Annotated in this window: 26 protein-coding genes; 21 read left to right on the forward strand and 5 right to left on the reverse strand. The window is 64.8% G+C overall.

Annotation, left to right across the window (positions count from 1 at the left end; translation table 11 throughout):
• Positions 1-4: 4 nt before the first annotated feature.
• From lipA to OO015_RS04535, 4 genes are read right to left on the reverse strand one after another with little or no spacing between them, the layout of a single operon-like run.
• A complete protein-coding gene (gene lipA / locus OO015_RS04520) occupies positions 5-916 on the reverse strand; it encodes a lipoyl synthase (RefSeq protein ID WP_265940040.1) in 912 nt (303 codons plus the stop codon).
• The gene (locus OO015_RS04525; protein WP_265940041.1) at positions 913-1,407 is read right to left on the reverse strand and encodes a GNAT family N-acetyltransferase; all 495 of its coding nucleotides are present in this window, start codon (positions 1,405-1,407) and stop codon (positions 913-915) included. The genes lipA and OO015_RS04525 overlap by 4 nt, the downstream gene beginning before the upstream one ends.
• Entirely contained in the window at positions 1,404-2,861 is a 1,458-nt protein-coding gene (gene argH, locus OO015_RS04530) for an argininosuccinate lyase (RefSeq protein ID WP_265940042.1), read from the reverse strand. Before argH ends, OO015_RS04525 begins: the two co-directional genes overlap by 4 nt.
• Positions 2,858-3,865, reverse strand: a complete 1,008-nt coding sequence (locus tag OO015_RS04535; RefSeq protein WP_265940043.1) for a DUF1385 domain-containing protein — start codon at positions 3,863-3,865, stop codon at positions 2,858-2,860. The genes argH and OO015_RS04535 overlap by 4 nt, the downstream gene beginning before the upstream one ends.
• Positions 3,866-4,049: 184 nt before the next feature.
• Between OO015_RS04535 and gcvPB the strand changes: the two genes are divergently transcribed.
• Together gcvPB and OO015_RS04545 are read left to right on the forward strand one after the other, a co-directional pair.
• Positions 4,050-5,516 carry an aminomethyl-transferring glycine dehydrogenase subunit GcvPB gene (gcvPB, locus tag OO015_RS04540; protein ID WP_265940044.1) on the forward strand — a complete coding sequence of 489 codons (1,467 nt, stop codon included), beginning with the start codon at positions 4,050-4,052 and terminating at the stop codon, positions 5,514-5,516.
• 51 nt (positions 5,517-5,567) lie between these two features.
• The gene (locus OO015_RS04545; protein ID WP_265940045.1) at positions 5,568-5,990 is read left to right on the forward strand and encodes a ferritin-like domain-containing protein; all 423 of its coding nucleotides are present in this window, start codon (positions 5,568-5,570) and stop codon (positions 5,988-5,990) included.
• A 12-nt stretch (positions 5,991-6,002) separates the two neighbouring features.
• On the opposite strand, the gene OO015_RS04550 is transcribed toward OO015_RS04545, so the two are convergent.
• Positions 6,003-6,662, reverse strand: a complete 660-nt coding sequence (locus OO015_RS04550; protein WP_265940046.1) for a haloacid dehalogenase — start codon at positions 6,660-6,662, stop codon at positions 6,003-6,005.
• A gap of 349 nt (positions 6,663-7,011) precedes the next feature.
• On the opposite strand from OO015_RS04550, the gene OO015_RS04555 reads away from it, so the two are divergent.
• The 19 genes from OO015_RS04555 (at position 7,012) to OO015_RS04645 (ending at position 24,007) form a co-directional block, all read left to right on the forward strand.
• Positions 7,012-7,290 carry a metal-sensitive transcriptional regulator gene (locus OO015_RS04555; protein ID WP_265940047.1) on the forward strand — a complete coding sequence of 93 codons (279 nt, stop codon included), beginning with the start codon at positions 7,012-7,014 and terminating at the stop codon, positions 7,288-7,290.
• Positions 7,291-7,303: 13 nt separating this feature from the next.
• The gene (locus tag OO015_RS04560; protein WP_265940048.1) at positions 7,304-8,842 is read left to right on the forward strand and encodes a 4Fe-4S dicluster domain-containing protein; all 1,539 of its coding nucleotides are present in this window, start codon (positions 7,304-7,306) and stop codon (positions 8,840-8,842) included.
• A gap of 10 nt (positions 8,843-8,852) precedes the next feature.
• Positions 8,853-11,780 carry a molybdopterin-dependent oxidoreductase gene (locus OO015_RS04565; RefSeq protein WP_265940049.1) on the forward strand — a complete coding sequence of 976 codons (2,928 nt, stop codon included), beginning with the start codon at positions 8,853-8,855 and terminating at the stop codon, positions 11,778-11,780.
• A 338-nt stretch (positions 11,781-12,118) separates the two neighbouring features.
• The gene (locus OO015_RS04570; RefSeq protein WP_265940050.1) at positions 12,119-12,361 is read left to right on the forward strand and encodes a sulfurtransferase TusA family protein; all 243 of its coding nucleotides are present in this window, start codon (positions 12,119-12,121) and stop codon (positions 12,359-12,361) included.
• Between the two features lie 18 nt (positions 12,362-12,379).
• Positions 12,380-12,901 carry a DsrE/DsrF/DrsH-like family protein gene (locus OO015_RS04575; RefSeq protein ID WP_265940051.1) on the forward strand — a complete coding sequence of 174 codons (522 nt, stop codon included), beginning with the start codon at positions 12,380-12,382 and terminating at the stop codon, positions 12,899-12,901.
• Positions 12,902-12,922: 21 nt separating this feature from the next.
• Positions 12,923-13,306: a DsrE family protein gene (locus OO015_RS04580; RefSeq protein WP_265940052.1), complete on the forward strand. Its 384-nt coding sequence runs from the start codon at positions 12,923-12,925 to the stop codon at positions 13,304-13,306.
• Positions 13,306-13,791 (forward strand): glycine cleavage system protein H, encoded by a 486-nt coding sequence (locus tag OO015_RS04585; protein WP_265940053.1) that lies wholly within the window; start codon positions 13,306-13,308, stop codon positions 13,789-13,791. Before OO015_RS04580 ends, OO015_RS04585 begins: the two co-directional genes overlap by 1 nt.
• The gene (locus OO015_RS04590; RefSeq protein ID WP_265940054.1) at positions 13,788-14,057 is read left to right on the forward strand and encodes a thioredoxin family protein; all 270 of its coding nucleotides are present in this window, start codon (positions 13,788-13,790) and stop codon (positions 14,055-14,057) included. Before OO015_RS04585 ends, OO015_RS04590 begins: the two co-directional genes overlap by 4 nt.
• Positions 14,054-14,758, forward strand: a complete 705-nt coding sequence (locus OO015_RS04595) for a 4Fe-4S dicluster domain-containing protein (protein ID WP_265940055.1) — start codon at positions 14,054-14,056, stop codon at positions 14,756-14,758. Before OO015_RS04590 ends, OO015_RS04595 begins: the two co-directional genes overlap by 4 nt.
• Positions 14,755-15,972 carry a heterodisulfide reductase-related iron-sulfur binding cluster gene (locus OO015_RS04600; RefSeq protein ID WP_265940056.1) on the forward strand — a complete coding sequence of 406 codons (1,218 nt, stop codon included), beginning with the start codon at positions 14,755-14,757 and terminating at the stop codon, positions 15,970-15,972. Before OO015_RS04595 ends, OO015_RS04600 begins: the two co-directional genes overlap by 4 nt.
• A gap of 12 nt (positions 15,973-15,984) precedes the next feature.
• Positions 15,985-17,052 (forward strand): CoB--CoM heterodisulfide reductase iron-sulfur subunit A family protein, encoded by a 1,068-nt coding sequence (locus tag OO015_RS04605; RefSeq protein WP_265940057.1) that lies wholly within the window; start codon positions 15,985-15,987, stop codon positions 17,050-17,052.
• Positions 17,053-17,111: 59 nt separating this feature from the next.
• The gene (locus OO015_RS04610; RefSeq protein WP_265940058.1) at positions 17,112-17,357 is read left to right on the forward strand and encodes a DUF2892 domain-containing protein; all 246 of its coding nucleotides are present in this window, start codon (positions 17,112-17,114) and stop codon (positions 17,355-17,357) included.
• A 10-nt stretch (positions 17,358-17,367) separates the two neighbouring features.
• The gene (locus tag OO015_RS04615) at positions 17,368-18,162 is read left to right on the forward strand and encodes a hypothetical protein (RefSeq protein ID WP_265940059.1); all 795 of its coding nucleotides are present in this window, start codon (positions 17,368-17,370) and stop codon (positions 18,160-18,162) included.
• A 12-nt stretch (positions 18,163-18,174) separates the two neighbouring features.
• Complete coding sequence (locus OO015_RS04620; RefSeq protein ID WP_265940060.1) at positions 18,175-19,476, forward strand: (Fe-S)-binding protein; 1,302 nt, start codon at positions 18,175-18,177, stop codon at positions 19,474-19,476.
• Positions 19,473-20,240 (forward strand): electron transfer flavoprotein subunit beta/FixA family protein, encoded by a 768-nt coding sequence (locus OO015_RS04625; RefSeq protein WP_265940061.1) that lies wholly within the window; start codon positions 19,473-19,475, stop codon positions 20,238-20,240. Before OO015_RS04620 ends, OO015_RS04625 begins: the two co-directional genes overlap by 4 nt.
• Positions 20,241-20,255: 15 nt before the next feature.
• Positions 20,256-21,221, forward strand: coding sequence for an electron transfer flavoprotein subunit alpha/FixB family protein (locus tag OO015_RS04630; protein WP_265940062.1), 966 nt, complete (start codon positions 20,256-20,258; stop codon positions 21,219-21,221).
• Positions 21,222-21,225: 4 nt separating this feature from the next.
• Complete coding sequence (locus OO015_RS04635) at positions 21,226-23,262, forward strand: (Fe-S)-binding protein (RefSeq protein ID WP_265940063.1); 2,037 nt, start codon at positions 21,226-21,228, stop codon at positions 23,260-23,262.
• Positions 23,259-23,726 carry a hypothetical protein gene (locus tag OO015_RS04640; RefSeq protein WP_265940064.1) on the forward strand — a complete coding sequence of 156 codons (468 nt, stop codon included), beginning with the start codon at positions 23,259-23,261 and terminating at the stop codon, positions 23,724-23,726. The genes OO015_RS04635 and OO015_RS04640 overlap by 4 nt, the downstream gene beginning before the upstream one ends.
• Positions 23,723-24,007, forward strand: a complete 285-nt coding sequence (locus tag OO015_RS04645; protein WP_265940065.1) for a hypothetical protein — start codon at positions 23,723-23,725, stop codon at positions 24,005-24,007. The genes OO015_RS04640 and OO015_RS04645 overlap by 4 nt, the downstream gene beginning before the upstream one ends.
• The last annotated feature ends 2 nt before the right edge of the window (positions 24,008-24,009 follow it).

The raw sequence follows: 24,009 nt of genomic DNA on the forward strand, positions 1-24,009 counted from the left end.
CCACTCATCCCGCTCGTGCCCCGAGCCGTCGCAGGCGGTACCGTTCGTACTGCTCTTTCGCATGATACGACGAGCGCACCAGGGGGCCCGACTCCACGTAGACGTAGCCGAGCTCCTCCTCGCCGATCCGTCGGAGCGCCTCGAACTCCTCGAGCGTGTAGTAGCGATCGAGCGGATAGTGTCGCGGCGTGGGCGGCAGGTACTGGCCGATCGTCAGGATCTCGACCCCGACCGCGCGCAGGTCGCGCATCACCGCCAACACCTCGTCCCACGTTTCCCCCATACCGACGATGAGGCCGGACTTGAGGGCGATCGTCGGATCCATCGCGCGCACCTGGCGGAACAGCTCGAGGCTGCGGCCGTAGTCGTCCCACGGTTGAATCTGCCGGAAGAGCCGAGGCACCGTTTCCATGTTGTGTGCGATGACCTCTGGCTTGGCTTCGACCACGATGCGCAGGGCATCCCAGTTGCCCTGGAAGTCCGGGATGAGCACCTCGATGCCGCACGAAGGGATGCGGGTGCGGATCTCGCGGATAGTGGCCGCGAAAATGCTCGCGCCACCATCGGGCAGGTCGTCCCGGTTGACCGACGTGATCACCGCGAAGTCAAGACCGAGCCGCTCGACTGCGTCGGCTACGCGGCGCGGTTCGTCCAGGTCGACAGTACCGCTACGGCCCCAGCGGACATTGCAGAAGCGGCAGGCCCGGGTGCACCGGTCACCGAGGATCATGAAGGTCGCCGTCCGCTGGTTCCAGCATTCGTAGATGTTCGGGCACCGTGCCTCCTGGCAGACGGTATGGAGACCCTCCTGGAGGACGAGGCGACGCAGCTCGAGATAGTTCGGCCCGTGCTCGCGCCGGACGCGGAACCACTCCGGCTTCTTCTGGAGCAGAATCGGTTGCCGTGCGGTCGTCATGTCGCTCCTCCTTCCGCACGAGGCTGCAGCTCGCGTTCCATGAGCTGGTGCTCGATATGGGCCATGAAGAACGGACGTCCGATCGGACGAAAACCGAGCTTGCGGTAAAACTCCAGCGCATGCGTCTGGGCATTGAGCGTCGCGACGCGGGCACCTCGCTCCTGGCCCCAGCGCAGCAGATGCTCCATGATCGCGCGCCCTATCCCGCGGCCCCGGTACGGACGACGCACAGCGACCCAGGCGATCTGCGCCTCGTCACCCCACAGCGAGACACGGCCGGTACCGACCGCCTCGCCGTCGAGCCAGGCGAGGACGTTGAGACTCCGCGAATCCTCGGGATAGTCGCGCACCCAGGTCGTGAGGTGCTGCTCGCGATCGAAGACCTCGCTCCGGATCGCGTAAACGAGTTCGAGTTCCTCGCTCGTCCGCACCGGTTCGACGCGGATGCGCTCTCGGTCGACGGATCGCGCCTCCGGCTCGACGCTCGTCATGGCAGTTCCTCGCTCAGGAGGCGCCGGAATGCCTGCTCGACACGCTCCCGCTGTCTCGTGATCCACTCGCTGGCCTCGTCGAGTCGCTGGCGACTCACCCTGAGCGCGCTGGCGACATGCTGCGTCCCGGTTCCACCGGGATGCTCACGCGACCGAATGGCGTCCCACGCCGTACGCGGGAGGGCGATCGCGGCGAGCTGCGGGTGGAAGCGTTCCAGTTCGTCCCGGTCGAGATCCGCGAACGTCTTTCCGCTCGCGAGACAGTAGGCGACCATCCGCCCGACGACCTCGTGCGCCTCGCGGAACGGCACCCCAGCCCGGACGAGCGCATCCGCCACATCGGTCGCCAGCGTGAAGTTCGCCTCAGCTGCCAGCGCCATCCGCTCTCGATCGATGCGCATCGTCCTCAGCATCGGTGGCAACACACGCAGGAGCAGGCTCACGGTGTCGGCAGCGTCGAAGACGCCCTCCTTGTCTTCCTGCAGATCCTTGTTGTACGCGAGCGGAAGCCCCTTGACGACCGCGAGCAGACCGATGAGGTGCCCGAACACGCGTCCGCTCTTGCCGCGCAGGAGTTCGGCGACATCCGGATTCTTCTTCTGCGGCATGATCGAGGAACCAGTCGCGAACGCGTCGTCGAACTCGATGAAGCCGAACTCGCTGCTCGACCAGAGTACGAGCTCCTCCGCCAACCGCGACAGGTGAGCCATGAGGATCGCCAGAACCGCCAGGAACTCCAGGGCGAAGTCGCGGTCAGAAACCGCGTCGATGCTGTTCTCCAGAATCCCGTCCATCGCCAGGAGCGCAGCGACCAGTTCCCGATCGATCGGGTACGGCACGCCAGCGAGCGCACCGGAGCCGAGCGGCGACCGGTTGACGCGCCCATAGAGTTCCCGCAGCCGGGCGAGGTCGCGATCGAGCATCGTCACGTAGGCATGCAGGTGATGCGCGAGCAGCACTGGTTGTGCCCGCTGCAGGTGGGTATAACCCGGCATGACGACATCGTGGTGCGCCTCGGCCACGTCGAGCAGCGCCCGAGCCGTCTCGACGATCCCCGCCGCGATATCGAGGATGGTGTCGCGCAGCCAGAGCCGGAAGTCGAGGGCGACCTGGTCGTTGCGGCTGCGTGCCGTATGGAGCCGGCCAGCAGCCGGGCCGATCAGTTCGCGGAGCCGTCGCTCGACGCTGAGGTGGATGTCCTCGTCAGTAAGGCGAAAAGTGAACCGCTGCTCCTCGATCTCCCGCAAGATCGTTCGCAGGCCCTGGGCGATCGCTCGCGCGTCTTCCAGGGGAACGATCCCCTGCCGCGCCAGCATCGTGACGTGCGCGAGCGACCCGAGGATGTCGTGGTGGGCCAGACGCTGGTCGAACGGTAGCGACGCATTGAGCTGATCGACGAGTTCATGGGTCGGCTTCTGGAACCGTCCGCCCCAGAGCTTCGCGCTCGTACTCATTCCCCTGCCTCTCTCCCGACCGGAACCTCGCGGGAACGCTCCGCACCGAGACCATCGACCATGATCACTGGACGTCCGATCTCCGGTGCCGGAACGGTGTGCCCCTCGGCGACCAGAACCCGGTGGAGCGCGACCACCGCCGTCTCGAGCATCGCATCGTCCGGCTCGCGGGTCGTCAGGCGCTGGAGCGCCAGACTCGGCCACAGGAGCGCTCGTACTGGCCACAATCGATACCAGCGCGCCCCCAGCCGGATCACCTCGTAGGCCAGCGCAGCGATCACCGGGATCAAGGCGACCCGCGAGACGACCCGCCAGAGCAGAGACGGCCAGCCGAGAAAGGCGAAGACGATGACCGAGAGGGCGACGACGATGAGGAGGAAACCGGTGCCACACCGCGGGTGCAACACGCTGAACGGTCGTGCTCCCTCAACCGTGAGCGGCGCACCGCGCTCCCAGGCGTGGATCGTCTTGTGCTCGGCCCCGTGATAGCCGAAGACCCGCGCGATGTCCGGCGTGCGACCGATGAGCGCCAGATATCCGAGCAGTATGCCGAGCCGGAGTGTCCCCTCGACCAGGTGGATCGCCCAGCCGGTGCTCACCCACCGGGCCACGACGCTCGCCAGGCCGAGCGGAAGCAGGAAGAAGAGCCCGACCGAGAGCGCGAGCGAGAGCGCGACGGTGCCCCAGAGGAGACCGCGGAGCGAGCTCGCCGAGGGCGCTTCACCAGGTGCGTTCTGGAGCTCCGGATCGTAACGCATCGCCACATGAGCCGAAAAAACGAGCGCCCGCACGCCGAGGACAAGCGTTTCCCAGAGCGCGAACACACCACGGACGAACGGGATACCGCGGACGCGCACTGTCCAGCGCTCAGGGTCGAGCGGCTGCTCCCAGACGGCGATGCGCCCATCCGGCAAGCGCACCGCCGTCGCCAGATGGCGGACACCGCGCATCATCACGCCCTCGAGGACTGCCTGGCCACCGTAGATCGCGCGCTCGTCCGCCACTGTTTCGACTCCACGCTGCTCCGCTCGCTCACGCCGATTCTAGCACCCCGCCCGACAACCAGTCGGACTCCGGCGGCACACTGAACGACCGCTTCGCTTCCGGCACGGTGTCCCTGATTGCTGGACGCCTCGGGACATGCTAGGCTACCGGCTAGGCTGGGAACTCGCGGAGGAGGACAGGTACATGCGCGTCGAGCCGCTCATTTTCGAACTCTCGAAACCGGGTCGACGAGGGACCAGTGTGCCCGAACTCGATGTACCCGAAGCACCGTTGCCGGAAGCACACCTGCGGGACGACCTCCCGCTTCCCGAAGTCAGCGAGATCGATGTCGTCCGGCACTTCACGCGGCTTTCGCAGCTCAACCATGCGGTCGATATCGATTTCTACCCGCTCGGCTCCTGCACGATGAAGTACAACCCGAAGATCAACGAGGTCGTGGCTCGCTTGCCCGGTTTCGCCCACCTGCACCCCTTGCAGGATCCACGAACCGTACAAGGGATCATGCAGGTCATGTACGAGTTGCAGCAGTTTCTCGCCGAGATCGCTGGGTTCGACGCCGTCTCGCTGCAACCCGCTGCCGGAGCCCACGGCGAACTCACCGGCATCCTGATCGCACGGGCCTACTTCGACGCGCGTGGTGAGCACCAGCGCCGCACCGTGATCATCCCCGACTCGGCCCACGGCACGAACCCGGCAACGGCCGCGATGGCCGGCTTCCGTGTCGTCGAGGTCAAGTCCGACGCTCGCGGCAATGTCGATATCGACCAGCTGCGACAGCTCGTCGGTCCGGATACCGCAGCCATCATGATCACCAACCCCAATACGCTCGGGTTATGGGACGAGAACATCACGGAGATCGTCGACCTGATCCACAGCGTCGGCGGGCTGGTCTACAACGATGGCGCCAACTTCAACGCGTTGCTCGGGATCGCTCGCCCCGGCGACTTCGGTGTCGACATCATGCACTTCAACCTGCACAAGACGTTCTCGACACCGCATGGGGGCGGTGGGCCAGGCAGTGGCCCGGTCGGTGTCAAAGCGCACCTGGCCGATTTCCTGCCCGGTCCGGTCGTCGTCCGGCGGCCTGGTGAGGATCCCGAATACACCTGGCACTGGCCGGAGCGATCGATCGGCAAGATTCATTCGTTCCACGGCAACGTCGGCATGCACATCCGCGCCTGGGCCTATATCCGCATGCACGGGGCGGAAGGGCTCCGTCGCGTGAGCGAGGATGCCGTCCTCGCTGCCAACTACCTCTTGGCTCGCCTGCGCGACGTCTACGAGGTGCCGTACGAACGCACCTGCATGCACGAGTTCGTGCTCTCGGCCGTCCGCCAAAAGCGGCACGGCGTGCGTGCGATGGATATCGCGAAGCGGCTCCTCGATTTCGGACTCCATCCACCCACCGTCGCCTTCCCGCTCATCGTGCCCGAGGCGCTCATGATCGAGCCGACCGAGACGGAAAGCCTGGAAACGCTCGACCGTTTCGTCGCGGCGATGCGGCAGATCGCGGAAGAGGTCGAACGCGACCCGGAGTTCGTGCGCCAGGCACCGCACACCACGTTCTACAAGCGACTGGACGACGTGCGGGCGAACCGCGAGCTCGACCTGCGCTGGCAGCCCGAGCGCGCGACAGCAGCAGCGACGTGACGCTCGCTCAGCTATACTGGCGGCGTCGGCTCACAGGGAAGGAGAGAGCTCATGGACAAGAAGACGCTGATCGACGGTCTGAACCGCGATCTGGCAGGCGAATTCCAGGCGATCATCATGTACATCCACTACGCGGCTGCAGCGACTGGTGTCGACCGGATCGAGCTGGCCGAGTTCTTCGAGAAGGAGATTCAGGACGAGCTGCGTCACGCGCTGTTCCTCGCCAACAAGATCACCGCGCTCGGCGGTGTCCCGGTGGACGAGCCACTGCCGGTTCCGAAAGCCAGCTCGAACCGCGAGATGATCGAGCGCGTCCTCGAGGCCGAGGAGCGGACGATCCAGAACTACGTCGAGCGGATGAAGCAGGCCGAGGAGTTCGGCGACTACGGCCTGGCGAACGACCTCCAGGAGATCATCTCCGACGAGACTCGTCACAAGGAAGAGTGCGAAAAGCTGCTCCGCGGCGTCGCCTGAGCCGCGGTGCGATCAGCTCGACTGGCCCGCCTCGGTGAGGCCGAAAGCCCGCCGAGCGCGGGCCAAGGCGTCGTTCAGCTTCTGGTGCTCGACCGCCAACGTGAGGTCGCCGCGCGTCCGTTCCAATACCCCGCGGACCATATCGGTCGTCCGGCGCAGGCCGTTCGTTACCGCGTCCGGATAGTCGACCTGCACGAGCACCCCGTAGATTTCGTCCATGACGGCCAGGATCGCCTCTGCGCGCTCGAGGTCGCCAGTGCGAATGACATCGAGGATGTGACGACGCAGCTCACCGCACGCTTCGCCGAGCGCGTTGAGATAGACGGCATCCTCCACCTGGAGCGTCTCCGGTCCCGGTAGTGGTCGCCCTGCTACCAGGGCGAGCGTCAAGCTGGCTTCGGCGAACTCCTTGTGCGCGTCCTGCACGTAACCGGACCAGTAGATCGAAGGGTAGTCCGCGAGGTGCGCAGTGAGGGCATCCTTGATCCGGCGCGCTTCTTCCAGCAGCGCCTCCGCTTCCGAGAACTGGCCGCGGTGAACCGCGCGCACCGCGTTGGCGCTCAGCCGGGTGATCTGGCGCGTCTCGGCGAGCGCCCGCTCACGGGCAGTGTTGAGCAGATCGAGGCGGGACAACACGCGTTCGGTGATGCGTGTGATTTCGTTCGATTGCATGCAACACTCCCTTCACGTTGCTCGCGGCGCTCGCGCGACGTTGCTGCTGCCCAGAGGTGCACTGAGACGATCGAGTAGTCGCGGTACTGGCACTCCGACGCTCGGTGCCTGACCGCGTCGCCGTGTTCCTTGCTGTTAGCTTATCGCGTGCGCTGAGCGATTCCCTCGCAGCCTCTCGCTGGCCCCCTCACGAAACCGAGATAATCGGATGCACAGGGGACGAAGACGCTCATCGTGGCTCTGGCTCGGTAGCCGTTCAGCAGATGCTCGAGGAGGAGGATTGACAGCTGTCCGAAGACCGTGTTACCGTGTGACTGTACCCGGGTTGAGTATCGGGAAAGGAGAGCTGATGACTTCGATCGCTCAGCTCGACGAGATGACGCGGACGGACCTCCTCGAGCGCTTGCGACGCATCGAAGGGCAAGCCCGTGGTATCGCGCGCATGATCGAGGAAGGCCGGGAATGCGTCGATGTCGTGCAGCAACTCGTGGCGATGCGCGCGGCGACCGATAGTCTGTGCGCCGAACTCGTGCAAGCGATGCTCGAGCGCTGCTTTCTCGATGGGACACCACCAGCACCGCAGCAACTCGCCCGGGTGCTGAAGGCAGTGATGCGGGGCGGACGATGAGAAGGGGGAACCGGTGGCGCGGTACGGCTTCGTCATCGACCAGCGCAAGTGCATCGGGTGTCATGCGTGTACCGTCGCCTGTAAGTCCGAGAACCTCGTTCCCCTCGGGGTCTACCGGACGTGGGTGAAGTATGTCGAAAAGGGAACGTTTCCGCACACACGCCGCTCTTTCACCGTCCTTCGGTGCAACCACTGCGATGACGCTCCATGCGTCACTATCTGCCCGACCAAGGCACTGTTTCGCCGCCCGGACGGCATCGTCGACTTCGATCCCCAGCGCTGTATCGGCTGCAAGTCGTGCATGCAAGCCTGCCCGTACGACGCCATCTACATCGATCCCCTCACGAACACGGCCGCCAAGTGCAACTACTGCAGTCACCGGGTCGACCAGGGCCTGTTACCAGCGTGTGTCGTCGTCTGTCCCGAGAAGGCAATCATCGCAGGCGACCTCGACGATCCGACCAGCGAGATCCATCAGCTGGTCGCTCGCGAGCCGGTAACCGTGCGCAAGCCGGAGCAGGGAACACGGCCCAAGCTCTTCTACCTCGGGGCCGATGAGGCGAACTTGACACCCGAAGTCCAAACGCGTCCCACGAGCTACCTCTGGGCCGAGGTGAGGCCCGATGACCGGCCACCGGAGGCGGTTCGCTCCGCGGAGTATCTCCCCGGGCCGGCGGACGCTCGGGTCGTCTACGACGTCTGGCATCCCAAGCCCTGGGGCTGGAAGGTGGCCAGTTACCTCTGGACGAAGTCGATCGCGAGCGGTGCGCTCGGTCTCGGTGGGCCGTTCCTCGCTGCCGGGCTGTTGCACGACCAGCTCGCGCTGTCGCTCGGAGCGCCCGTGATCGCGATGGTCTTCCTCGCCCTGACCGCACTCCTGCTGATCTGGGACCTCAAGCGACCGGAGCGGTTCTGGTATCTCCTCCTCAAGCCCAATCCCCGCAGCTGGCTCGTCTGGGGTGGGTACATCTTGCTGGTCGCTGGTGCCCTGGCATTCGCCTGGGCGGTGGCGTCGCTGTTCGGATGGACAGGAGCCCAGCGCGCGCTCGCCTGGCTCGCTTTGCCGGGTGGGATCGCGGCAGCGGGATATACAGCGTTCTTGTTCGGCCAAGCAGAGGGCCGGGACTTCTGGCAGAGCCCGCTCTTGTTCCCAGCCCTCCTGGCCCAGGCTGCCGTTGCGGGAGGCGCGGTACTGCTGCTTCTGACGAATATCGCCGGCAGCCCGTACGAGCAACAACGCTGGTTGGCTCTCGCGACACTCGCTGGCTTGCTGACCTTGGCGGTACTCGTCGCCAGCGAACTCCTGCTGCCGCACCCCAACCTGCACGTCGCCAAGGCGGCGCACCTGTTGACGCACGGCCCGTACCGGGTGGAGCTGCTCGGTCTCGGCGTGAGTGTCGGCGTCCTCGTCCCGACGCTCGCGCTCGCACTGGGGTGGGCAGCTGGTGATCTGACGGTCTGGGGAACGATCGCGGCGGTGGCAGCGCTCGTCGGTCTCTGGAGTTACGAGCGAATCTGGGTCGCAGCCGGTCAGGACGTGCCATTGAGCTAGGGAGGCAGCTATGCTCAGTGAACCGAGCGTGACCGGGACGACGCGGGCAGGCGAACAGCGGGCGGTGCGCGAACCGTTCGTTGCCGAGCGCACGAGCGGGCTGGCGAGCTATCCGCCACCGGAGCGGTGGGACGACTGGGAAGAACGGGGGCCGGACGGCCGCGTGCGGCGCTACTTTCTGATCCCGACCGTCTGCTTCAACTGCGAAGCTGCCTGCGGCCTCCTCGCCTACGTCGACAAGGAAACGCTGGACATCCGCAAGCTGGAGGGACACCCCTTCCACCCCGGAAGCCGCGGACGCAACTGCGCCAAGGGCCCGGCGACCATCAATCAAGTGAAGGATCCCGACCGCATCCTCTACCCGCTCCGTCGCGTGGGACCGCGTGGCTCCGGCCAGTGGCAACGGGTCAGCTGGGACGAGGTTCTGGACGATATCGCGAGCCGCATTCGGCAGGCGCTGATCGAGGGGCGCCAGAACGAAGTGATGTATCACGTGGGACGGCCCGGCGAAGACGGCTTCATGGAGCGCGTGCTCTGGTCGTGGGGTGTCGATGGGCACAACTCCCATACCAACGTCTGCTCCTCCGGAGGGCGGTTCGGCTACGCCGTCTGGATGGGAGCAGACCGCCCATCGCCCGATCACGCCAATGCGCGCTTCATCTTCTTGGTGAGCGCGCATCTGGAGAGCGGTCACTACTTCAACCCGCATGCCCAACGCATCATGGAGGCGAAGCAGCGCGGGGCCAAGCTCGCCGTGATGGATCCGCGGCTCTCCAATACTGCAGCCATGGCGGACTACTGGCTCCCGGCTGCACCGGGAACCGAGGCTTTCGTGCTCCTGGCCATTGCCAACGTCCTCATCCAGGAAGACTGGTTCGACCGGGAGTTCGTACGCCGGTGGACGAACTGGGACGAGTATCTGCGCGTGGTCCATCCGGGTTGTCCCGTTACCTTCGAGGAGTTCGTGACTCGCTTGAAGGAACTCTACGCACGCTACACGCCCGAGGCCGCCGAGCAACTCAGCGGCATACCGGCAACGACGATCGTCGAGCTGGCGCGGGAGCTGGCACGTGCTGCACCGGCTGTCTCGACCCACAACTGGCGCGCAGCTGCGGCAGCGCACCTCGGTGGTTGGACAGTCCCCCGGGCGCTCTTCTTCCTCAACGTCCTGACCGGCAGCGTCGGGACGCCGGGCGGTACACAACCCAATATTTGGGATAAGCACGTACCGCGACCGTTCGCTGAACCGCCACGCCAGAAGGTCTGGAACGAGCTGACCTGGCCCAAGGAGTACCCACTCGCTCACCACGAGATGAGTTTTCTCCTGCCCCACTTCTTGAAAGAGGGGCGAGGGAAACTCGCGGTCTACTTCACGCGGGTCTACAACCCGGTCTGGACGAACCCTGACGGCTTTACCTGGCTCGAAGTGCTGCAGGACGAGTCGCTCATCGAACTGCACGCCTGCCTCACCCCGATCTGGAGCGAGACGGCATGGTACGCGGACTACGTGTTACCGATGGGCCACGCGCCGGAGCGGCACGACACGCATTCCTACGAGACGCACGCCGCCCGCTGGATCGGCTTCCGTCAGCCCGTTCTGCGAGTCGCGCGGGAGAAGCTCGGTCAGCCGGTGCGGACGACCTACGAAGCGAACCCCGGTGAGGTGTGGGAGGAGAACGAGTTTTGGATCGAGCTCTCCTGGCGCATCGATCCGGACGGCTCGCTCGGCATCCGGCGGTTCTACGAGTCACCCTACCGGCCAGGTGAGCGAATCACCGTGGACGAATACTACCGATGGATCTTCGAACATTCCGTGCCGGGGCTGCCGGAAGCAGCGGCAGCGGAAGGGCTCACGCCCCTCCAGTACATGCGCCGGTACGGCGCGTTCGAACTCGAGAAGCAGCGGTATCGGCAATACGAGGACCCGGTTCCGGCGGAGGAGATGGCGCAATCGTGGGTGGATCCCGAAAGTGGACGAATCTGGACGACAGCCCCCGCGCCACCGACCAGCAACATCGTTCCCGTACCAGGGGTGCCACCGGGTCCGCAGGGACGTTGGGCAGGCGTCATGGTCGATGGCGAGCCGAAGCGCGGATTCCCGACCCCCTCGGGGAAGCTCGAATTCTTCTCCCGGACGCTGTGGGAGTGGGGCTGGCCGGAGTACGCTGTTCCCTGCACCATCGAGAGCCATGTCGGCCCCAGTCAGCTCGATCACGCAGCGGGTGAGATGGTGCTCCTCCCGAACTTCCGCGTGCCCACGCTGATCCATACCCGCTCCGGCAACGCCAAGTGGCTCAACGAACTCACCCACTCCAACCCCTTGTGGCTGCATCCGAGCGATGCCGAGCGGATCGGCGTGCAGACCGGCGACCTGGTGCGGGTGGAAACGGAGATCGGCTACTTCGTCGATCGGGTATGGGTGACAGAAGCGATCCGACCAGGGGTGGCAGCCTGTTCGCATCACCTGGGACGCTGGCGCCTCGCCGAGGGGACGGGCGGCGAGCGATGGTCGACAGCATTGGTCGACATCGAACGCTTGCCGGACGGCCGCTACCGCTTGCGACAGCGAGCGGGAGTGCGTCCGTTCGCGAGCGAGGATCCCGACTCGCAACTCGTCTTCTGGAGCGATGCGGGTGTGCACCAGAACTTGACCTTTCCGGTGCAGCCTGATCCGATCAGCGGACAGCACTGTTGGCACCAGAAAGTCCGCGTGGTCAAGGCCGGTCCGGACGACCGGTACGGCGACGTCGTCGTCGACACCAGGAAATCGATGGAAGTCTACCGGCGCTGGCTGGCCCTGACGCGTCCAGCGCCGGGGCCAGACGGGACACGTCGCCCCATCTGGATGCTGCGCCCGTACAAGCCGGACCCGAGCGCGTACCGGATCGATAGCCCGACGGGTCGGGGCGACGGCCCGCGCCCCCTGTCGAGTGGCTAGGAATCGTCCGCTGCATGCCGGCCGTCTGGGATGAGGGTGCTGTGAGACTGTCTTCGCATCATGGATCTCAACATCGCCAAAGCGTGGCGGAAGGCGAGGAGCGCACGGCGCGCGAAAGTCGGCCGATGCAGCTGCCGTTCGGTGACGACTGGACCGACGGCGCGTGACCACTCGAGCCGGAGCGGGGCGCGAGTGCACGGCACGAGTGGTCGGATCAAGAGGAAACCCGTTGACGGTTGACCAGTCAGCTGATATACTGAGGGCGAATCCCACTGTTGGGTTTGGGGCAGATGAGGGGTACTGTACCCGAGTAGGGTGCAAGCAGAGGAGACGACGGCATGGCGGACGTGTTGCAGCCGGACCGGGTGCTCGATTGCAGCGGTCTACTCTGTCCGCTTCCGGTCATCCGGACTTCCAAAGCGATCAAGGAGATCGCGATCGGTCAGGTGCTGAAAGTGATCGCGACCGATCCCGGTGCGCCTGCCGACATGGAAGCGTGGGCACGCCAGACTGGGAATGAGCTCCTCGATGCCCACGAGGAAGATGGCAAATATGTCTTCTTCTTCCGACGCGTGCGCTAGTGGCGAGAGGAGGGAACCATGGCCCGCCGCGATCCAGAAGCACCCCGACGTCTCGCCATCATCGCGAGCAAGGGAACGCTCGACTTCGCCTATCCCCCCTTCATTCTCGGGTCGACCGCTGCCGCGATGGGCTGGGAGGTCGGGATCTTCTTCACCTTTTATGGGTTACCGCTGCTCCTCCGCAATTACGAGCCGAAGGTGAGCCCGCTCGGGAACCCGGCCATGCCGCTCAAGATGCCCTTCGGCCCGCCAGCCTTGCGCGAGGTCTCCTGGCCGATCCCCGCGCTCGTCGAAGCGCTGCCCGGTTTTTCGCATCTGGCAACGACGCTCATGCAGCAAACCTTCAAGGAAAAGGGAGTGCCGTCGCTCCTCGAGTTACGGCAGTTGTGCATCGACGCTGGCGTCAACCTGATCGCTTGTCAGATGACGATGGACGTTTTCGGCTTCAAAAAGGAGGACTTCATCCCCGAATGCACCGTCGGCGGTGCAGCGACGTTCCTCGAGTTCGCCGCCGACGCCGATGTGTCGCTCTTCATCTGACGGCCGGTGGAGGAGCCAGGCATGAGCGAGGAGACCAAGAAGATCCTCTACGTCCAGACCCACGGCGTGGATACACCGGAGCGGAGTGCCACCCCCTTCTTTCTGGCAGCGGCTGCCGCAGCCATGGAAATCGAGGCTGCCATCTACTTCACGATGAACGGACCGACGCTCCTCAAGAAGGGTGTGCCGGAAACGTTGGTCGTCCCGAAAGCCGGGGGCGGAGGGGCGAAGCTCAAGCACTTCATCGACCAGGCGCTCGATCTCGGTGTCAAGCTCTACGTGTGCCAACCCTCTCTCGACCTCCACGGCCTCACCATGGACGACCTGATCGACGGCGTGCAGATGATCGGTGGCGCAGCCTTCAACCTGATGGCGCTCGAAGCGGATGCAGTGGTGGCGTTCTGATGTCGCGCGGTACGCCCGCTTACGCGATCGTGCACAGCTGCATCCTCCCGCTCGACCTCTTCTACCGCGTCGAGCACCACCAGTGGGTGCGGGTGGAGACTGATGGCGTCGTCACGCTCGGTTACACCGATGTCGCGCAGACGGTCGCAGGACGGATCCTCCACGTTACGTTTCGCCCCGCCGGTCGCTCGTATGCCCGCGACGCGACCGTCGCTGTTGTCGAGAGCGCTAAGTGGCTCGGTGCCTTTCGCACGCCGATCGCTGGCGAACTCGTGGAGACGAATGCCGCTCTCCTCGCCGATCCGGAGTTAGTCAACCGCAGCCCCTATCGGCGCGGCTGGCTCGTCCGGATGGTACCGGAGCAGCTGGAACGTGACCTGGCCGGGCTGCTCACCGGGCAGGACGCTGTCGTGGCCTACGATGCCTTGATGACCCGTCGTCACCTCGATGACTGTGTCCACTGTGAGGGGTACGAGTTGCCATGACGCGCTTGCGGCTCTTCACGCACCCGATCTGTCACGGCTGCACCGAGGCTGTGGCGGTCATCCAGCAGCTAGCGAGCGAGGAGCCGTCGCTCGTCGTCGAAGTGGTCAGCCTGGCAACGCCCGCGGGCCGGGCAGCAGCACAGGAAGCCGGAGTCGTCGTCGTGCCGACGGTGGTGATCGACGGCGAGCGGATCGAGGGTGTCCCGGACCTCGAGGAACTCCGGGCTCGTCTCCGCGCGACCAGTCGAACAGGAGGTCGACCGTGAGTGCCGTGACCTGGAGCCCGACCAAGAGCGGACAGCGATACGCGGACGTTCCGGAAGCGGAAAAGCGGGCGCTCTTCGAGGAAGTGAAGAGCGATCCCCGGTATCCGGACTTTTTGTACGGCTGCTACGAGTGTGGCATCTGCGTGTCCGCTTGCCCGTCGGCTCGTTTCTACGACTTCAGCCCCCGGGTCATCGCCCAAGCCCTCGCGCGCGAGGACGTCGATCGCTTCTATGAGATTCTCATGGAAGATATCTGGAACTGTGCGCAGTGTTTCTCCTGCGTCCGTTGTCCACGCGGCAACAATCCGGGTGGGCTCGTCACCCTCATGCGCGAGGTCGCTGTCCGGCATGGGCTGGAGCGTGCCCAGCAAGCGCTCCAGGGGTATAGCCGGGTGATCTACAAGATCATGCTCAAAGGCAACCAGGTCTCTCCCGACATGCTGCAGCCGGACTTCTTCCCCGACTGGGGTCCCTGGGTGCGCGAGTTCAGCCGCAACATGGCCGCTTGGCGCAAGGCGATCCCGGTCGACACCTTGCGCAACGTCACCGACGCCGCCTGGCGGACCGACGACAAGACCCTCCGTGAACTCTACAGGATCTGGTTCGAGACCGGGAACATGGAGGTGATCCGCGAGGTCGACGAAGGCCTCTACGAACTGCTGGTCGAGATCATGGAAGAAGAACTGGAGGCAGGGTCATGAGCGAGCAGATGATCCCCCTCACGGAAATCCGCGAGAAGAAGGCACGTGGCGTCCGTCCGAGCCCCGAGGAGGCACCACATCCCGACCTCCGCGAGGAACTGTTCGAGCTGGAGGCCCGCGGCGAGCTGATCGTCCAGCGCGTTCCCGAACCGTACGTGGAAGTCACGACCAAGTTCGGGCGGACGAAGAAGGTCCCGATCGATCATTTGTGGCATCATAAGTCGTGCGGTCAGTGTGGTCACATTCCAGGCTATACGACATCGATCCTCTGGCTCAACCGGCAGTTCGGGATCGACTACCTCGATCCGACCGATCAGACGTCCTGCACCGGTTGGAACTACTACGCCTCGGCGACCTCCAATGCGGTGGCGCAGCTCTTGGTGATGTGCCGCAATTTCGCCGCAGCCTACGAGACCGGCTACTATCCGTTGATCCACTGTGGAACGAGTTACGGCCACTACAAGGAACTGCGCGAGCAGCTGGTGCACCACAAGGAGTTGCGCGACCAGGTGCGTCGCGTCCTCGACAAGCTCGGGAAGCCGCTCGTCGTCCCGGAGGAGATCGTCCACTACAGCGAATGGGTGCACGTGATGCGGCACCGGATCGCCGAGCGGCAGGTCATCGACATGCGCGGGATCACGGCCTGCGTCCATCCAGCCTGCCATTACTACAAGATCGTCGCCGAGGACGCGATCTACGACCCGGATATCTACGGCGGCCAACGGACCGCCACGGTCACGGCGCTCCTGCAAGCGCTCGGGATTACCGTCGCTGACTACTCGACCTGGTTCGATTGCTGCGGCTTCGGTTTCCGCCACATCCTCGTCCAGCGTGACTTCACGCGCTCCTTCGCTGTCCTCCGCAAGATCGAGGTCATGAAGGACGAGGCGAACCCGGACATGACTGTCACGCACGATACCGGTTGCGTGACGACGCTCGACAAGAGCCAGTTCGCAGCCCGAGCCCATCAGCGCCGAGTCGGCGTGCCAGTTCTGGCGGACTCCCAAGTCGCGGCACTTGCCATGGGTGCCCATCCTTTCCGGGTCCTCCAACTGCACTGGCACTCCACCGACTGGCGTCCGCTTCTCGAGAAGCTGGGCATCGATTGGCAGAAGTACTGGGCCGAGTTCGAGGAGGACCTGGCTGCGATCGAACGCGGCGAGAAACCCGGCCTGACCTGGGAAGATGCCGAACAGCCGATCGCGATGCGGTGAGGAGGGAAGGCTGTGCAGGACACGATGCGACCGATCCTGGTCATCGGCGGTGGCCCGGGAGGGCTCGAAGCGGCACGCACGGTCGCCGCGCTCGGTCACCCCGTCGTTCTGGTCGAGCGCCGGCAGCGCCTCGGCGGCACGCCGGATGCCGAGCGCTACGCGAAGCTCACCCATCACTTCCGCGATGCCGAGGAGGCGATCGGCGAACTGGTCGCCAGTGTGACGGAAAATCCGCTCGTCGAGATACTGACCAGAAGCGAAGTCACCGGTTGCGAAGGAGAACCGGGTCATTTCCGCGTCACACTCACCACACCCTCGGGGGCACAGGAGCGAGTGTTCGGTGCGATCATCGTCGCTACGGGCTTCCAGCACTTCGACCCCGGTCGCGAGACGCAGCTCTATAACTACTACTCGTTTCCCGACGTCGTGACCCTGAGCGATATGGAAGCGATGCTCAAGGCGCACCAGGTCGTGCGCCCCTCCAATGGGCAGCCTCCGGAGCGCGTCGCCTTCATCCAGTGCGTCGGCTCGCGCGACCGGCAGATCGGGAACGAGTTCTGTTCGAAGGTCTGTTGTGGTATCGCCTCGAAGCAGGCGATCGAAATCAAGCAACAGCTGCCGGATGCGCGTGTCTTCATCTTCTATATCGACATGCGCATGTACGGCTACTGGGAAAACGAGCTGTATTGGCCCGCGCAAGAGCAATACAAGGTCAATTACGTGAAAGGGATCGTCAGCGAGATCCTGCCCAAAGGGGATCGGCTCCTCATCCGTGGTGAGGACACGACGATGGGCCGGCCGATGGAGGTCACTGTTGACCTCGTCGTCCTCTCGGTCGGTATGGAACCGAGCAGTGGCACGCGCCAGATGGCCAAGTTGCTCGGGCTGGCGCAGAACAAGTACGGCTACATCGAGGCTGGGGGTCCGACAGGGCTCGACCCGGTCGCGACTTCCCGACCCGGCATCTTCGTCGTCGGTGCCGCGGCACGGCCCGCTGATCTGGACGATACCTTCGCGACGGCAGGGCTGGCCGCGGCACGGGCCATCGCGACCGTTCGACAGGCAGCGGTGGTCCGATGAAGCTGGACAGTCACGACACCCGGGTGAGGACGGACCATCGACGAGGGAGGTGGGACAGCATGGCTACACCGAAGAGTCAGAATCCGTTCGTCGCCTTCATGGCGAGCGGTGCCGGTCGCCTGCTCCGCGCTGTCGCCGGAGTCGTGCTCATCCTCATCGGGCTCCTCGTCGTGAAAGGGACGTGGGGCTGGGTCCTGACAGTTGTCGGGCTCGTTCCGCTCGCGGCCGGGCTGTTCGACTTCTGCTTGCTCGGACCCCTGTTCGGAGCCGGTTTCTGGGGGCGGGATATCCGGCGCGCCCGGTAGGAGGGAGCCGATGAAACAGCCGAGTCGCCCCAGCCATCTCATCAAGCCGAAGACCGGTCCGGAGGATCCGGAGTTGCAGGAGACCCTGCTCGAGGGTCTCGGGCAGGTCGCGCCGGACGACGTGGAAGCGATCGCCACCGAACTCGCGGCGCGGCGCGAGCGATTGGCCCCACTCGTGGATGCCGTGACCAGCGGCGGAGCAGGAGAACCCGACTTCTGGCATGAGCTGACCCGGGCAGTGACCGCAACAGCACGCCAGGCGGAGGCACTGTGCGATCCAGCAGCAAGCGAGCGCACACGTGCAGCTCTGCCATTGCTCGTCGCGGAAGGAATGCCCGTGGAGGAGCGCCTCGAAGCGTTCATCGCGCGTTGTGGCCTCGATACTCGGTTGGCTCTCGAACTCGCCACGGGCGTGCTTCACCTCCGAGCCCCCTGGCATTACTGGCTGTGGACCCGCTGGCTTTGGGACGCCCGCTATGGCACCGGTATCCTGCCGCTGCTGGCCTCATCGAGTCATGCCCTGGAGGGGCAGAGCATCGGTGTCCAGTATCGTCAGTTGCGTCCGCTCATTGCCTTAGGGGCCGAGTTGGGGCGCAACAGTGGGCTGATCTGCGCCGACCTCGCTGACGATCCCCATATCGGTCCCTTCGCGACAGATGCATTCCTCGCTATCGCCTACAGCGTCTATCTGTACGGGATCACCAACTGGCGCTTGAGTCGGGAGTTCAACCGGTTGCTGCCATCGGTGCCGCAGCTGGCACGACGCTTGCTCGGTTTACCCAAGCTCGCTGAGTCTCGGCCATGAGAGGAGTCAGCGATGGACCCCAGCCTGGAGAAGGTGCAAGAAGTCTGGGAACGTGAAACAGCGATCGTCGAAGGGGTCGATATTTCCGGCCCCTGGAACCGGATGTTCGGACAGCGGGTGATCTGGGACTACACCCCTGACCTCATCGAGGAGATCGCCCAGCTTCCCGGCGGCGAGTCGTTCGCCTGGTGCTACCAATGCGGCAAGTGCGTCCCGGTCTGTCCGGTCGATGTCGTGGGCGACTATGGCCCGCGCAAGTTGTACCGTCGGGCACAGACAGGGATCAGTCTCCTCGATTCGCCCGATCTCTGGCTGTGCACGACCTGCGCCAACTGCCTGCGGGTCTGCCCGAAGCAAGTCGATATGATCCAGATCATGCCGGCGGCGCGCGAACAGGCGATGCTGAGCGGTCGATCGATTCCCGCCGAGCTCCAGGAGGCGCTCGAGAACACCGCGAAGTACGGGAACCCGCTCGGCCAGCCGGCACGAAAGCGCGAAGCGTGGGTCAAGGACGCCGGCGTGCCGGTGCCGATCCTGCACCAGATTCAGCGCCCGGTGGAGTGGTTGTGGTGGGTCGAATGTTACCCCTCGTATCACCCGCGCGGGATCGACGCCTCCATCGCGCTCGCTCGCATCTTCCACGCTCTCGGTCTCGATTTCGCCATCCTCGGTCGTGAGGAGAAGTGCGCGGGCGATTCTCAGCGGCTGGCTGGTGAGCGCGGTCTCTTCGAAATGCTGGCGGAGGAGAACATCCGCACGCTGTCCAAGTATGAGTTCCAGCACATCGTCGTGACTGACCCGCATGCGCTCAATGCCTTCCGCAAGCACTATCCGAAGTTCGGTGGTCACTACGACGTCTGGCACTATACGACGCTCCTGGCCCGGGAACTGCCGCGTTTGCGACCGCTGTTGACGCGAGCGCTCCCGTACCGTGTGACCTTCCACGACCCCTGTTATCTCGGACGGCACAACGGTGAGTACGATGCGCCGCGCCAGCTCATCCAAGCGCTGCCGGGTGTGGAATTCGTCGAAATGCTGCGCTGTCGTGAGAACTCCTACTGCTGCGGTGGCGGTGGTGGCGGGATGTGGCTGGACAGCTTCGCAGCCGGTCGCCAGCGGCGGCGCCTCTCCGAAGAGCGCGTTCTCGAAGCGGTGAGCACCGGTGCCGACACGCTGGTGGTGTGCTGTCCGTACGAAGTCTCACGCTTCGAGGATGCTGTCAAGGCCACCGGCAACGAGGGACGGCTTCAGGTGCGCGATATCGCTGAACTACTCGCCGAGGCGATGGGGCTGAGCGGGGAGGCAGCAGAATGACCATCGCAGTCATTCTCGAGCAGGTTCCGGACGTTGTCGAGGAACTGGAGATCGCACCCTCGGGAACCGATCTCGACCGGGATACCGTGACCTACGTGCTGAACGAGTACGACGATCATGCGCTCGAGGAGGCTCTCCTGCTGGCCGAAGCGAGCGGGGACACCGTCGTCGCGATCGGTATCGAGACGACAGGCGAGATCGACCAGGCCCTCTATACCGCGCTGGCCAAAGGCGCACACCGTGCCATCAAGCTGGTGGGCGACTTCGAGGGAAGCTGGCTGAGCACGCGGGCGACCGCCGAACTGCTCGTCCCGGTGCTGCGCGACCTCGCGCCGCAGCTCGTCCTGACCGGCGTGCAAGCGCCTGACGACCTCGACGGTCAGCTGGCACCAACGCTCGCTGCCCTGCTCGACTGGCCGCACGCCAGCGTGGTGATCGGTACCGAGTTCGCCAACGGGCACGTGCGGGCACGCAAGGAACTGTGGGGCGGCATGACACTCACCGTTGAGTTCGTACCGCCCGCAGTTCTCGGTATCCAGGCTGCTCGCCAAGCACCGCGCTACGTACCGGTGAGCCGTGTTCGGCAGGTCATGCGGGAGGCGACGATCGAAGAAATCGAGGTCGCGTTGCCACCCCATGCCTCCATCACGGTCGAACGCCTTTATGTGCCGGAAGCATCAGGCCAAGCTGAGCTCCTCACGGGAAGCCCAGCCGAGATCGCCGATCGCATCCTCGAACTCTTGCGTACGCGCGGACTGCTGTGAGCGAGGAGGGAGACGATGGGCCAGCGAATCGTCGTTCTCGTCGAACACCTGGCAGGCGAAGCGACCGACGTCACCTATGAGCTGCTGGGCCTTGCGCGTCGCATCGCCAATGCCGACGGTGCGGTGGTCGAGGCGGTGGTCCTCGGCGAAGCGGTCGGCCACTTGGCGGAGCGTCTGCCAGCCGATCGCGTTCTCCTCCTCGAGCACCCATCGCTCCACTTCCTGGCCCCGGAGCCGGCTGCACGAGCGCTGGCTCACGTACTCGGGAGTACCCCACCGCGGTTGACCATCGTCCCCAACACCTCACTGGGGATGGACGTCGCAGCCTGGGTCGCCACACGCCTGGGGTGGCCGCTCATCAGCTACTGCCGAGCACTGGAGCACCGGGATGGCCGCTGGGTAGCGACCGCGCAGCTCTTCGGTGGAAAGATCCTGGCTGACGTCCCGCTCGGTGATGAGCCGAGCGTCGTGGCCATACTCGCCGGAGCCTTCTCGGCTGACGCGGTCGAGCCCGGATCCCCGGGAACGATCGAACGGGTCGCTGCACCTGCAGAACTCGAGCAGCTCCGGAGCCGGGTCGTCGCGCTCGAGCGCCCGGAAGCAGCCGACGTCGATATCACACGGGCGGAAAAGATCGTCGCGGTCGGGCGAGGTATCGAGAGCAAAGACAACGTGGAACTAGCCGAACAGCTGGCGCAGGCACTCGGTGCCGTCCTCGCTGCCTCGCGCCCGCTCGTCGATGCTGGTTGGTTGCCGCGCTCACGCCAAGTAGGGAAATCGGGACTCAAGGTCAAACCGAAGCTGTACATGGCGCTCGGTATCAGCGGCGCTCCCGAACATCTCGAGGGGATGAAGGACGCTGAACTCATCATCGCGGTCAACAAGGATCCGAAGGCACCGATCTTCACGGTCGCCGACTATGGAGCGGTCGCTGACCTGTTCGACGTTGCCGAGGCGCTGCTCGAGCGACTGGAGGGTTGAACCTGTGCTGAGTACACCGGAACGGCTGGCGTTCGTTCTCCTCGCCCTGACCTCGCTCCTGCTGGCGGCCCACGGGGTCTCTCGCATCGTGCGTGCGATCGGACGCGGGTATGGGCGACCGCGCTGGTCGCTGTTCGTGCGGCGGGTGGTTCCGGTGAGCATCGACATCCTGCTGCAGCGGCCGATCTTCCGAACTCGTCCGCTCGTGAGCCTGCTCCATGCTGGCGTCTTCTTCGCATTTGTCTTTTACGGTCTCGTGAACGTGCTCGATCTCCTGGAGGGGTTCACGGGATTCACCACGCTCCATCGTGGCGGTCTGTTCGCGGCCTATAACCTGGTCGCCGATCTCCTGAGTGTCGCTGCTCTCGCCGGCATGCTCGGTCTCCTGTTTCGCCGGTTCGGCCTACGACCGTTCCGCTTCAACGAGCGCGTGCTGCTCCTGCCGAGCGTTCGCTTCGGGATCGCGCGTGACTCCGCCATTGTCGGCGGTTTCATCCTGCTCCATGTGGGATCGCGCTGGATCGGTCAGGCGGTGCGCATCGCCGAGAGTGGTCAGCCTGACTGGAGCCAGCCGACAGCGAGTGTCGTCGCGACACTGTTCGACCGGTGGTCACCGGAATCGTTGACGGTGGCGAGCCATGTGACCTGGTGGCTCGCGCTCGGGCTCATCTTGGCATTCCTCCCCTATTTCCCGTACTCGAAACACATCCACCTCTTCATGGCACCGATCAACTTGATCCTCCGGGAAGAGCGCCCGCTCGGCCAACTCGAGCCACCGGTTGCCCGCGATGGTCAGCTGGGAGGCGAACGCCTCGAGCAGTTACGCTGGTTCCAGCTCCTCGATGCCTACGCCTGCATCATGTGCAACCGGTGCCAGGATGTCTGCCCGGCACACGGTACTGGTCGGTCACTCAGCCCAGCGGCACTGGAAATCAACAAGCGCTACTACTTGAACCGGAACCTCGCAACCTTCGCTGGCGGTACGAGTTCTCCCCCTCTGCTCGAGATCGTGACCTCGAAAGATGCGGTCTGGTCTTGCACTACGTGTGCTGCCTGCGTTCGCATCTGCCCGGTCGGCAACCGTCCCATGCTCGACCTCATCGATATCCGGCGAGCACTGATCAGCCAAGGGGATCCGCTCGATCCGAACCTGCAGGCAGCACTCGAGAGCTTGGCACGCTACGGGAACTCGTTCGGCAGGCCGGCTCGTCAGCGAGCCCGCTGGGCTAAGGAACTATCCTTCCCGATCAAGGATGCGCGGAAGGAGCCGGTCGAGTATCTCTGGTTCGTGGGCGACTTCGCCTCGTTCGACCCCCGCATGCAGGAGAATACGAAGACGGTCGCCCAACTTTTCCACGTAGCCGGACTCGACTTCGGCTTACTCTACGAGGACGAACGGAACGCGGGGAACGATGTCCGCCGGGTCGGCGAGGAAGGACTGTTCGAACTCCTCGCCGAACAGAACCTCCGCGCGTTCGAGAAAGCGCAGTTCCGCGCCATCGTCACGACCGATCCGCACAGCTACAACGCGCTCAAGAACGAGTATGCGGCCTTCGGCTTCTCGGTACCGGTCTACCACTACACGGAACTCTTGGCTGAGCTGTTGGAGTCCGGCCGCTTACCGCTTCGGCGAGCGGTCGATGCTGCCGTGACCTATCACGATCCTTGCTATCTCGGCCGCTACAACCGGATCACTGCCGCGCCGCGGCGCATCCTGCGTGCGCTCGGTGCCGATCTGCGGGAGATGCCGCGCCATGGTGAGAATACCTACTGCTGTGGTGCCGGTGGTGGGCAGATCTGGATGGACAGTGGCGGGCAGGAGCGACCGAGCGAGCAACGGATCCGCGAAGCGGTGAGCCTGGGTGAGGACGTCCGTTACTTCGTCGTCGCCTGTCCCAAGGACATGGCCATGTACAGCGATGCGGTCAAGACGACCGGCTACGAGGGACGCCTCGTCGTCACCGATATCGCGCGCCTGGTGGCGGCCGCCGTCGGACTCGAAGGAGCGACGACCCCAACAGTGGCGCAGGAGGTCTCGTGAACAGCAGCGCACGGTTGGCTCACGAATTGGCGATGCGCTTCCGCGTCGTGGCTCGCGCCCTCGATCGGCTCGATCGCTTGGAAGGCGAGCGTACATTTGCGGGCTGGCTCCAACAGGTGGGAGAGCGCCCGGATGTGCTTCGGGCAATCAGCGAGGCCTTGCTCCGCCAGACACTGCACGCCGCGAGCGGTGACGTGAACCTCGCGCTGTTGCGCCAGCTCCGACTCGATGAGGCGGCACCCCTCGCGACGCTTGCCGGAGCGGTCGGCCTCGACCGGCTCGCGCTCTACCTTCGCTTGGGGGAACTGGCGCATGCGGGCCTGGTGACGCTGGAGCTGGAGCGGGAGGCGGCACGCCTCACCTCGCTCGGCGAAGCGACGCTGGCTTGGCTCGACGAAGTCCTGCGCTGCACGGAGGAACGGATCGCGGAGTGGTTGGAGCTGGTACGGAGCACTCAACCATGAGCACGCAGTGCCCATATTGCGACCTGTGCACCGATCGCAGCACGCTCCATGCCCATCTCGCCGAGGAACATGGCGATCGGCTCGCCTTCAGCTGGCACGAGCGTTCCGGTTATGCCATCGCGACGGTGACGTGTCCGATCTGTGGCGCGAGCTGGGATCAGCCGTTGCGCAAGGCCCGACGCGATCCACGCTTTCTCGACGAGTTCGCGTACGAGATCAGGCTCGTCCTGTTCGATTTGCTTCTCCATCACATCCGCGGGGAACACGAAAAGGGAAGGTGAGG

The sequence above is a fragment of the Thermomicrobium sp. 4228-Ro genome (assembly GCF_026241205.1).
Taxonomy (GTDB): domain Bacteria; phylum Chloroflexota; class Chloroflexia; order Thermomicrobiales; family Thermomicrobiaceae; genus Thermomicrobium.

Coding starts and splice junctions, on each gene's coding strand:
- lipA (WP_265940040.1), bottom strand. CDS start 916: ATGACGACCGCACGGCAACCGATTCTGCTCCAGAAGAAGCCGGAGTGG.
- OO015_RS04525 (WP_265940041.1), bottom strand. CDS start 1,407: ATGACGAGCGTCGAGCCGGAGGCGCGATCCGTCGACCGAGAGCGCATC.
- argH (WP_265940042.1), bottom strand. CDS start 2,861: ATGAGTACGAGCGCGAAGCTCTGGGGCGGACGGTTCCAGAAGCCGACC.
- gcvPB (WP_265940044.1), top strand. CDS start 4,050: ATGCGCGTCGAGCCGCTCATTTTCGAACTCTCGAAACCGGGTCGACGA.
- OO015_RS04545 (WP_265940045.1), top strand. CDS start 5,568: ATGGACAAGAAGACGCTGATCGACGGTCTGAACCGCGATCTGGCAGGC.
- OO015_RS04550 (WP_265940046.1), bottom strand. CDS start 6,662: ATGCAATCGAACGAAATCACACGCATCACCGAACGCGTGTTGTCCCGC.
- OO015_RS04555 (WP_265940047.1), top strand. CDS start 7,012: ATGACTTCGATCGCTCAGCTCGACGAGATGACGCGGACGGACCTCCTC.
- OO015_RS04565 (WP_265940049.1), top strand. CDS start 8,853: ATGCTCAGTGAACCGAGCGTGACCGGGACGACGCGGGCAGGCGAACAG.
- OO015_RS04570 (WP_265940050.1), top strand. CDS start 12,119: ATGGCGGACGTGTTGCAGCCGGACCGGGTGCTCGATTGCAGCGGTCTA.
- OO015_RS04575 (WP_265940051.1), top strand. CDS start 12,380: ATGGCCCGCCGCGATCCAGAAGCACCCCGACGTCTCGCCATCATCGCG.
- OO015_RS04580 (WP_265940052.1), top strand. CDS start 12,923: ATGAGCGAGGAGACCAAGAAGATCCTCTACGTCCAGACCCACGGCGTG.
- OO015_RS04585 (WP_265940053.1), top strand. CDS start 13,306: ATGTCGCGCGGTACGCCCGCTTACGCGATCGTGCACAGCTGCATCCTC.
- OO015_RS04590 (WP_265940054.1), top strand. CDS start 13,788: ATGACGCGCTTGCGGCTCTTCACGCACCCGATCTGTCACGGCTGCACC.
- OO015_RS04600 (WP_265940056.1), top strand. CDS start 14,755: ATGAGCGAGCAGATGATCCCCCTCACGGAAATCCGCGAGAAGAAGGCA.
- OO015_RS04610 (WP_265940058.1), top strand. CDS start 17,112: ATGGCTACACCGAAGAGTCAGAATCCGTTCGTCGCCTTCATGGCGAGC.
- OO015_RS04615 (WP_265940059.1), top strand. CDS start 17,368: ATGAAACAGCCGAGTCGCCCCAGCCATCTCATCAAGCCGAAGACCGGT.
- OO015_RS04620 (WP_265940060.1), top strand. CDS start 18,175: ATGGACCCCAGCCTGGAGAAGGTGCAAGAAGTCTGGGAACGTGAAACA.
- OO015_RS04625 (WP_265940061.1), top strand. CDS start 19,473: ATGACCATCGCAGTCATTCTCGAGCAGGTTCCGGACGTTGTCGAGGAA.
- OO015_RS04630 (WP_265940062.1), top strand. CDS start 20,256: ATGGGCCAGCGAATCGTCGTTCTCGTCGAACACCTGGCAGGCGAAGCG.
- OO015_RS04645 (WP_265940065.1), top strand. CDS start 23,723: ATGAGCACGCAGTGCCCATATTGCGACCTGTGCACCGATCGCAGCACG.